This is a genomic window from Neptuniibacter sp. (assembly GCF_024231755.1).
GTDB lineage: Bacteria > Pseudomonadota > Gammaproteobacteria > Pseudomonadales > Balneatricaceae > Neptuniibacter.
On the sequence record NZ_JAAEQH010000142.1, the window covers coordinates 1 to 9,585 of the forward strand.

General features: G+C 47.4%; 7 protein-coding genes. 6 read left to right on the plus strand and 1 reads right to left on the minus strand.

What is annotated here, in order from left to right:
* On the minus strand, positions 1-3,417 hold a 3,417-nt coding region (gene mfd / locus GY843_RS08090; protein WP_297308381.1), incomplete at its 3' end, for a transcription-repair coupling factor.
* A gap of 274 nt (positions 3,418-3,691) precedes the next feature.
* Between mfd and GY843_RS08095 the strand changes: the two genes are divergently transcribed.
* From GY843_RS08095 to GY843_RS08120, 6 genes are all read left to right on the plus strand, one after another.
* Complete coding sequence (locus tag GY843_RS08095) at positions 3,692-5,125, plus strand: glyceraldehyde-3-phosphate dehydrogenase (RefSeq protein ID WP_297308383.1); 1,434 nt, start codon at positions 3,692-3,694, stop codon at positions 5,123-5,125.
* A 328-nt stretch (positions 5,126-5,453) separates the two neighbouring features.
* Entirely contained in the window at positions 5,454-6,791 is a 1,338-nt protein-coding gene (locus tag GY843_RS08100) for a Na(+)-translocating NADH-quinone reductase subunit A (protein WP_297308386.1), read from the plus strand.
* Positions 6,792-6,793: 2 nt separating this feature from the next.
* Positions 6,794-8,002 (plus strand): NADH:ubiquinone reductase (Na(+)-transporting) subunit B, encoded by a 1,209-nt coding sequence (locus GY843_RS08105; RefSeq protein WP_297308388.1) that lies wholly within the window; start codon positions 6,794-6,796, stop codon positions 8,000-8,002.
* The gene (locus GY843_RS08110) at positions 7,992-8,768 is read left to right on the plus strand and encodes a Na(+)-translocating NADH-quinone reductase subunit C (protein WP_297308390.1); all 777 of its coding nucleotides are present in this window, start codon (positions 7,992-7,994) and stop codon (positions 8,766-8,768) included. Before GY843_RS08105 ends, GY843_RS08110 begins: the two co-directional genes overlap by 11 nt.
* 3 nt (positions 8,769-8,771) lie before the next feature.
* Positions 8,772-9,431, plus strand: a complete 660-nt coding sequence (locus tag GY843_RS08115) for an NADH:ubiquinone reductase (Na(+)-transporting) subunit D (protein ID WP_297308392.1) — start codon at positions 8,772-8,774, stop codon at positions 9,429-9,431.
* The coding region (locus GY843_RS08120) for an Rnf-Nqr domain containing protein (RefSeq protein ID WP_297308394.1) at positions 9,431-9,585 on the plus strand (155 nt) is incomplete at its 3' end. The genes GY843_RS08115 and GY843_RS08120, both read left to right, overlap by 1 nt.

The following is a 9,585-nucleotide window of genomic DNA, read 5'->3' on the forward strand; positions in this document are numbered from 1 at the left end:
CAAGCTTTCTACAGCTTTGAAGCGATTCTCGGTTTTCTCCATGTTGAGGCTGAAACGTAGTTTGTCTGCGCCTTCCAGTTTATATTTTTGTGGCTGATTTTGAACCATTTTTACTAAAGTGAGAGGATCAACTTTAGCGTCGGTAGCAAATTCTATACGGCCATTTTCAGAGCCTGCATCGATTTTAACGATGTTCATCACTTCGGCTCTGAGTTTGAGTTCGGTTACTCGGAACAGGTATTTAACCTGTTCAGGGAGTAGGCCAAAGCGATCAATCATCTCAATTTGTAGTTCTTTTAGTTCTTTTTTCGATGCGGCATTGGCTATGCGTTTGTACATGATCAGGCGGCTATGTACGTCCGGCAGGTAATCGTCAGGGATCAGTGCAGACAGTTGCAGATTAACTTCCGCTCCGTGTTTAAGCGGCTGATCCATATTCGGAGTTTTACCCTCTTTGATTGATTCTACCGCTTGTTCCAGCATCTCCATAAACAGGGTGAAGCCAACGGTTTGCATCTGACCGCTTTGCTCTTCGCCCAATAGCTCGCCTGCACCACGAATTTCAAGATCGTGTGTTGCCAGAGTAAAGCCAGCACCCAGATCGTCAGCTGATTCAATCGCCTCAAGACGTTTGATGGCATCCTTGGTCATGGACTTCTTGTGTGGTGTAAGCAGATAAGCGTAAGCCTGATGATGGGAGCGACCCACGCGGCCACGCAGCTGATGGAGCTGGGCGAGACCAAACTTATCAGCACGATCAATAATGATTGTGTTTGCGTTTGGTACATCGATACCGGTTTCGATGATCGTTGTGCAGAGCAAGATGTTATAGCGCTTGTGGTAGAAGTCAGACATCACTTGCTCTAGTTCACGCTCGCGCATCTGACCATGACCAATACCGATACGCGCTTCAGGCACCAGCTCGCGCAGCTCTTCAGCCGTTTTTTCAATGCTTTTAACTTCGTTGTGCAGGTAGTAAACCTGACCGCCACGCAGAAGCTCACGCAGAATTGCCTCTTTGACCAGTGTGCTGTCACTAAAACGGACAAATGTTTTAACCGAGAGGCGGCGTGCTGGTGGTGTGGCGATAATAGAAAGGTCACGGATCCCAGACATCGCCATATTCAAGGTGCGAGGAATAGGCGTTGCAGTTAGGGTCAGGATATCTACTTCCGAGCGAAGGGATTTTAGGCGCTCCTTCTGCTGAACCCCGAAGCGATGTTCTTCATCTATGATCACCAGACCCAGGTTTTTAAAGTTAATATCACCTGATAACAGCTTATGGGTACCGACAACGATATCGATACTGCCAGATTCAAGTTTATCGATGATGCTGTTCTGTTGCTTGCCTGTACGGAAACGGGAGATCAGTTCAATGTTTACTGGCCAGTCAGCGAAACGGTCCTGGAAGTTCTGATAATGCTGTTGTGCCAGCAGGGTAGTTGGAACCAGAATCGCTACCTGTTTGCCACTTTGAGCAGCAACAAACGCAGCGCGCATGGCAACTTCGGTTTTACCGAAACCAACATCACCACAAACCAAGCGATCCATCGGCTGTTGTGCGGTCATATCCCGGATTACATTGCCAATAGCTGCTGCCTGATCAGGTGTCTCTTCAAATGGGAAACTGGCTGCAAACTGCAGGTACTGCTCATCAGGATCACTGAACTGAAAACCTACGCGAGATGCGCGTCGGGCATATATATCCAGAAGTTCAGCGGCGGCGTCACGGGCTTTTTCCGCTGCCTTGCGTTTGGCTTTGCTCCATTGCTCAGTGCCGAGGCGGTGTAGAGGTGCGTTTTCATCCCCTGTGCCGGTATAGCGGCTGATCAGGTGAAGCGATGAAACCGGGACATAGAGTTTTGCGCCGTCAGCGTATTCTAATGTCAGGAATTCGTTGGTCTCACCTTCCAGCTCGATGGTCTGTAACCCTAGATATCGTCCAACGCCATGGTCTAAATGAACAACGGGAGAGCCAGTATTCAGCTCTGATAGATTTTTGATGACCTGATCATTCTGTTCCTGTTCTTTTGAGCGGCGGCGGCGCTGGAAGACCTGATGCCCAAATAGTTGGGTTTCTGTAATCAAGTGAACCTGACCAGGTACAGATAATCCCTGCTCTAAAGGGAATTCGGTGATTGCCAGATCGAGATCGGAATCAACGAAACTACTCCAGCCCTCTATCAGGGTGGGCTTAATGTTGATCCGGCCCAGTAGCTCCAGTAGTGCTTCGCGGCGACCCGCTGATTCTGCGCAGAAAAGTACAGCTCCATCTCGTTCCAGGAGAAAGCTCTGTAGTGCTGATAGAGGTTCTTTCTGCTGTGAGTCGACAGGAAGTTCTGGAGGTTCACTGCATGATAGGTTTATCCGGCCCTGTTTCTCTTCAATTTGTTGAGAGTGTAGGGTGAGTCGCCCGTAGTTTTTAAGAGCAGCGAATAGCTCGCTGGTAGAGAGGAATAACTCGTCAGGCGAGAGTACCGGATTGGTAATGTCGTAGCGCCGCTGTTCATAGCGTTCGTTTACTTCCAGGGCAAATTGTTCTGCTGCTTCTTCAAGAGTGCTATCAACAAAGATCTGGGTGTTCTCTGGCAGGGCTGAAAACAGAGAGCTACACTCATCGAAAAACAGTGGCAGATAATACTCGATGCCAGGGGATGTTAGTCCGTCATTGATGTTTGTGTAGACTGGGCACTGTTTGTAATCAACGTCAAAGCGTTCCCGCCAGCGCGATTTGAAATCCCTAATTGCACGGCTGTCAAAAGGGAACTCTTTTGCGGGTAGTAATTTGATTGCGTCGATCTTTTCTATTGAGCGCTGACTTTCTGGGTCAAAGGTTCGCAGTGTTTCGATCTCATCATCAAACAGCTCAATACGGAAAGGGTTTTCACTTCCCATAGGGAATAGGTCGATGATAGAACCGCGAATAGCGAATTCGCCGTGCTCTAATACTGTTTCTACCGCATGATAACCCGCATCGGCCAGCTGCTTACGCAGTGTGTCCGGATTGATGATCTCTCCTACCTTAAGATCGAAGCAGTTTCCTGCGATGAAATCGGCTGGCGCTGTGCGGTGCATCAAAGTGCTGAGTGGCACGATAAGAATGCCACGCTGTAAATTTGGTAGACGATTCAGCGTAGCAATTCGTTCAGAGATGATATCTTGATGGGGAGAGAACGTATCGTACGGCAGTGTTTCCCAATCGGGGAAGGAGAGTATTTCCAGCTTGTCACCGTTAAAAAACGTAACTTCATCAAGCAAGCGGTTAGCCTGATTGCTGTCATTAGTAATAACCAGTGTGAATCCACTGTGTTTCAGCGCTGCATCGGAGACTACGTACCCTGCGGCAGAACCATTAACTTGACCGATCTGTTTGCGGTCTCCGGCTCCTGTGGGTAGGGGATAGTTAAATTGCAGCACTTGTTACTCCCGATAGTACAAAATTCTTTAAGGCGGCATATTTTAACGACTGTACTTATAAAAGACAGTCGCCACGGGGAATAAAGCGCTTTTTGCATGGGCTAAATATTTCTGATTTGTAATATGGTGCGAAAGTATATCGTGCTGCATTTGCTCAATGACTGTTAAAAGAGGATAATGCGCGCACCAAAATTTTAGGGTTCACCGGTAAGCGGGCAATTTAGCTTTGCATCGGTGAGTACCAGCGAGATTACACAACTTTTTGGAGTTTCAAGTGAGCCAAGATCAAGTATTCGCAGACTGGAAAGAGCGCGAAGCGCTAGCAGAAAAAATGGTACCTCTTGTAGGTGGCCTTTACCGTGATCAGAATATCGAGTCTTCTGTATTCGGTCGTTTGATTATCAAACGTTCTGTTATCGATATCCTTAAAGCACACCGCTTTGTTCGCCAGGTTGAAGAGCAGGAATTGACTGTAGTTGATACATTCCCAATTCTAGAAGCTGTTAAGAACCTGAACGTACGCAATGCGCATATCGATGCAGGTAAGCTAGCGGTTAAATTCCGTAACGAAGGTAACGGTCAGGATCTGGAAACTTTCCTGAAAGCTGAACTGGCTGAAGCAATCGATTCTGAAGAGCGTGAAGCTACAGATGTTGTTCTGTATGGTTTCGGTCGTATCGGTCGTCTTCTGGCTCGTCTTCTGATTGAGCGTACTGGCGGCGGTCAGGCTCTGCGTCTGCGTGCAATTGTTGTACGTAAAGGTGCTGCTAAGAAAGATCTGGAAAAACGTGCAAGCCTGCTGCGTCGTGATTCAGTTCACGGTTCTTTCAAGGGCACAATCACTGTTGATGAAGAAGCGAACACAATCACTGCTAACGGTAACGTTATTCAGGTGATCTTCGCTAACTCTCCAGATGAGATCGATTACACTGATTACGGCATCAACAATGCAATGATCATTGATAACACTGGTAAGTGGCGTGACAAAGAAGGTCTGTCTCTGCACCTTCAGTCTAATGGCGCTTCTCGTGCAGTACTGACTGCACCAGGTAAAGGTGTTAAGAACATCGTAATGGGTGTTAACGATGGTGACATCACTGCAGAAGATACAATCCTTTCTGCTGCGTCTTGTACTACAAACGCGATTACACCAGTTCTGAAAACTGTATACGACAAGTTCGGTATTGAGAATGGTCACGTTGAGACTGTTCACGCATACACTAACGACCAGAACCTTATCGACAACTACCACAAAGGTGATCGTCGTGGTCGTGCTGCGGGTCTGAACATGGTTATCACTGAAACTGGCGCTGCCAAAGCTGTTTCTAAAGCTCTGCCTGCAATGGAAGGTAAGCTGACGGGTAACGCTATTCGTGTTCCAACGCCAAACGTTTCCATGGCTATCCTGAACCTGAACCTGGAAAATGCTACAGATAAAGAAGAGTTGAACAATATTCTTCGCGAAGCTGCGCTGCATGGTCCAATGCAGAAGCAGATCGACTACAGCAACTCTCCAGAAGCTGTATCAACTGACTTTGTTGGTTCTCGTGCAGCGGGTGTTGTTGACGCTCTAGCGACTATCGCTGGCGGTAAGCGTTGCGTACTGTACGTTTGGTACGATAACGAATTCGGTTACAGCTGCCAGGTTATCCGCATGATGCAGAAAATGGCTCAGTGCACACTGCCTGCGTTCCCGAAGCAGATCTGATCTGAGTTTTTTGTAAATTGTTTAAAAAGCCACCAATAGGGTGGCTTTTTATTTATCAAATGATTTATATGCTATATGGATATATGTATATAAATAATGATTCTATATTTATCTACCTACTTTAGTTGCTGGAACGTACTGATATCGAAGGCTGTTTGTAGAAAAAGGTCGGTTCGCTCAGGTATACTTACTCGGATTTTTGGGTGGGGTAATTCTATTTTCGTAATAACTATATAACGGTTCTCATTTGCGTTCGGGGACAGGGCGCTGTGTTAACTGAAATCGAGAGTAGAATCCTGAAAAAGTTTAACGTAATTGGGTGAGGCGTATGATCAAGATCAAGCAAGGTCTGGATCTACCGATCACGGGCGCTCCTGAGCAGTCTATTTCAGACGGCCCAGCAGTGAGCTCCGTTGCCGTTGTTGGCTTTGATTATGTGGGTATGAAACCTACCATGGCCGTCAAGGTGGGGGATCGAGTAAAACTCGGTCAAGTGATCTTTTCCGATAAGAAAACCGAAGGCGTTAAGTACACAGCACCGGGTGCTGGTGTAGTTAAGGCTATCAATCGTGGCGATCGTCGCGCACTTCAGTCCGTAGTGATTGAACTGGATGGTGACGATGCAGTCGAATTCAACAAATATGATGCCGGTGCGCTTTCCGGTCTGACTCGTGAACAGGTTGAAGAAAACCTGGTTGAGTCTGGCCTTTGGACTGCACTGCGTACACGTCCTTTCAGCCGTGTACCACTGCCTGGCACAACTCCTAACTCTATCTTTGTTACAGCAATGGATACCAATCCACTTGCTGGTGATCCTGCGATCATCATTGCTGAGCAGAAAGAAGCATTTGCACAGGGTTTGCAGATTCTGACAAAACTGTCAGAAACAACTGTTTATCTGTGTAAGGCTCCGGGTGCTGATATCCCGACTGCTGAAGGTGTAACAGTAGAAGAGTTTGAAGGTAAGCATCCTGCAGGTAATGCAGGTACGCATATTCATTTCCTTGATCCTGTATCTCAGCAGAAAACTGTTTGGACAATCGGTTATCAGGACGTAATTGCGGTAGGTAAGCTGTTTACTGAAGGTAAACTGCCAACTGACCGTGTTGTCACTGTTTCCGGTCCTAAAGCTGCTAAGGCAGGTATGTTACGTACGCGCCTGGGTGCGGATTTAAATGATCTGCTACAGGGAGCGCAGGACGGCGATCATAACCGTGTGATCAGTGGTTCTGTATGGAGCGGTCGTACTGCTTCAGGCCCGTTTGCTTATCTGAGCCGATACGCTAACCAGGTTACAATCCTTGAAGAAGGCGATGAGCGTGAATTTATGGGCTGGGTAGTACCAGGTACTAATAAATTCTCTGTACTAAACGTCTTTGCTTCATTCCTGAATCCTTCGAAGAAGTTTGACTTCACGACGACTACGAATGGTTCAGAACGAGCTATGGTTCCGGTTGGACAGTTCGAGGAACTGATGCCACTGGATATTCTTCCAACGCAGCTGCTGCGTGCTCTGGTAACAGGTGACATCGTTCACGCGATGGAACTGGGTTGTCTGGAGCTGGACGAAGAAGACCTCGCGCTGTGCACTTTTGCTTGCCCAGGCAAGTATGAGTACGGCCCAATCCTTCGCGACAATTTGACGCGTATTGAGAAAGAGGCCTGATCATGAGCTTGAGAAATATTCTAGACAAAATGGAGCCGCACTTTCACAAGGGCGGTAAGTATGAAAACTGGTACGCGCTTTACGAAGCAGCAGATACCATTTTCTATACTCCGGGTCATGTAACTAAAACAGCAGCTCACGTACGCGATGCAGTCGATCTGAAGCGTATGATGATTCTGGTGTGGATGTGTACTTTCCCAGCAGTATTCTTCGGTATGTGGAACGTTGGCTTTCAGGCTAACACTGCAATGGCTCAGATGGGCATTACCGAAGCGTCTACATGGCAGGGTGCAATTGCTGGTGCGTTAAGCAGCTTTAATCCTGATAGCATGTGGGACAACATTATTCATGGTGCAGCTTACTGGTTGCCAATCTACATCGTAACCTTCGTTGTAGGTGGTTTCTGGGAAGTACTGTTTGCAATGAAGCGTGGCCACGAAGTCAACGAAGGTTTCTTCGTAACTTCTATCCTTTTCTCCCTGATTCTGCCGCCATCAATTCCATTGTGGCAGGTGGCTCTGGGTATCAGCTTCGGTGTTGTGATCGGTAAAGAGGTATTTGGTGGTACAGGTAAAAACTTCCTGAACCCGGCTCTGACTGGTCGTGCATTCCTGTTCTTCGCTTATCCAGCGCAGATGTCTGGTGATGCGATCTGGACCGCAGTTGATGGCTTCTCCGGTGCAACTCCACTGAGCCTTGCTGCTGCAGGCGGTGTTGATGCAATCCTGGCTGCAAACATCACTTGGTTCGACGCATTTATCGGTAACATTCAGGGTTCTGTGGGTGAGGTTTCTACCTTCGCAATCGCTCTGGGTGGTCTGGTTCTGTTGATTGCCAAGGTCGCTGCATGGCGTATCGTTGCTGGTGTCTTCTTGGGCATGGTGGCGACATCTACGCTGTTTAATATGATTGGTTCCGATACCAACCCGTTGTTCGCTATGCCTTTCTACTGGCATCTGGTTCTGGGTGGTTTTGCCTTTGGTATGTTCTTTATGGCAACAGACCCAGTGTCTGCATCCATGACTAACAAAGGTAAGTGGTACTTCGGTGCTCTGATCGGTGTGATGGTAGTTCTGATTCGTGTGGTTAACCCAGCATTCCCAGAGGGTATGATGCTGGCGATTCTGTTCGCGAACCTATTTGCTCCATTGATCGATAACTTTGTTGTTCAGGCAAACATTAAACGGAGGAAGGCGCGCGATGTCAGCTAATAATGACACTATCGGTAAGACGATTATCGTTACCGTTCTACTTTGTGTTGTCTGTTCGGTAATCGTTTCTGCGGCTGCAGTTCTACTGAAGCCAAAACAGATTGCAAACAAGGAACTGGACCGTAAGAGCAACATTCTTGCTGCTGCAGGTATCAGTGATCCAAGCAAGTCTGTAGATGAGCTGTTTGCTCAGATCACTACTAAGTATGTTGATCTGGAAACTGGCAAGTTCACTACAGAGATTCCAGCTAAATATGATGCTAAGAAAGCCGCTAAAGACCCAGTGTTGGGTAAAGCACTTTCTAAAGATGTAGATATCGCTTCTATCAAGTATCAGGCGAAAGTAATGCCTGTATACATGGTGGAAAAAGATGGCCAGATCGAAAAAGTGATCCTGCCGGTACACGGCTATGGCCTGTGGTCTACTCTTTATGGCTTCCTGGCTCTTGAAGGTGACTTGAACACAGTAGTTGGTTTTGGTTTCTACTCTCACGCTGAGACTCCAGGTCTGGGTGGCGAAGTTGATAACCCGAACTGGAAAGCTCTGTGGCCAGGCAAAGAGGTTTATCCAGCAGGTTCTATGGAGCCAACTCTGGGTCTGATCAAGGGCACTGTAGATACATCTAACCCGAATGCTAAGCATCAGGTTGATGGTCTTGCGGGTGCAACTCTGACAGCGAACGGTGTAACCAATCTGGTTCAGTTCTGGATGGGTAAAAATGGTTATGCACCATTCCTGACCAACCTGAAAGCGGGAGGGGCGTAAGCGATGTCACAAGCTAAAGAAGTACTGAGTAATCCAGTATTTAAGAACAACCCAATCGGCCTTCAGGTTCTGGGTGTATGTTCTGCGCTGGCGGTTACATCAAACCTGAATACTGCAATGGTTATGACCATGGCGGTAATCGCGGTAACTGCTTTCTCGAACTTGTTCGTATCCATCATTCGTAACCACATTCCGGGCAATATCCGTATCATCTGTCAGATGACAATCATTGCGTCACTGGTAATTGTGGTGGACCAGATCCTGAAAGCCTTTGCTTACGATGTTTCTAAGCAGCTTTCGGTATTCGTAGGTCTGATCATTACCAACTGTATCGTAATGGGTCGTGCTGAAGCGTTCGCGATGAAGAATCCTCCGGGAATCTCTTTCATGGACGGTATTGGTAACGGACTTGGTTACGGCGCGGTTCTGATCTTTGTTGGTTTCCTGCGTGAGCTGTTCGGTGCAGGCAAACTGTTCGGTTATGAAGTTCTGCCATTGATTAATGACGGTGGTTGGTACATGGGTAACGGTCTGATGCTGTTGCCACCAAGCGCATTCTTCATTATTGGCATCTTCATCTGGCTGACTCGTACCTTCTACAAAGATCAGGTAGAGGCTCCAGATTTTGAACTGGCTAAGAACACTAAGAAGGAGGCTGTGTAATGGAAGCGTACATCAGCCTTGCCGTTAAGGCGATTTTCGTTGAAAACATGGCGTTGGCATTCTTCCTTGGGATGTGTACTTTCCTGGCGATCTCCAAGAAAGTTCAGACATCTCTGGGTCTGGGTATTGCTGTAATCGTTGTGTTGGCAATTAC

Coding starts and splice junctions, on each gene's coding strand:
- GY843_RS08100 (WP_297308386.1), top strand. CDS start 5,454: ATGATCAAGATCAAGCAAGGTCTGGATCTACCGATCACGGGCGCTCCT.
- GY843_RS08105 (WP_297308388.1), top strand. CDS start 6,794: ATGAGCTTGAGAAATATTCTAGACAAAATGGAGCCGCACTTTCACAAG.
- GY843_RS08110 (WP_297308390.1), top strand. CDS start 7,992: ATGTCAGCTAATAATGACACTATCGGTAAGACGATTATCGTTACCGTT.
- GY843_RS08115 (WP_297308392.1), top strand. CDS start 8,772: ATGTCACAAGCTAAAGAAGTACTGAGTAATCCAGTATTTAAGAACAAC.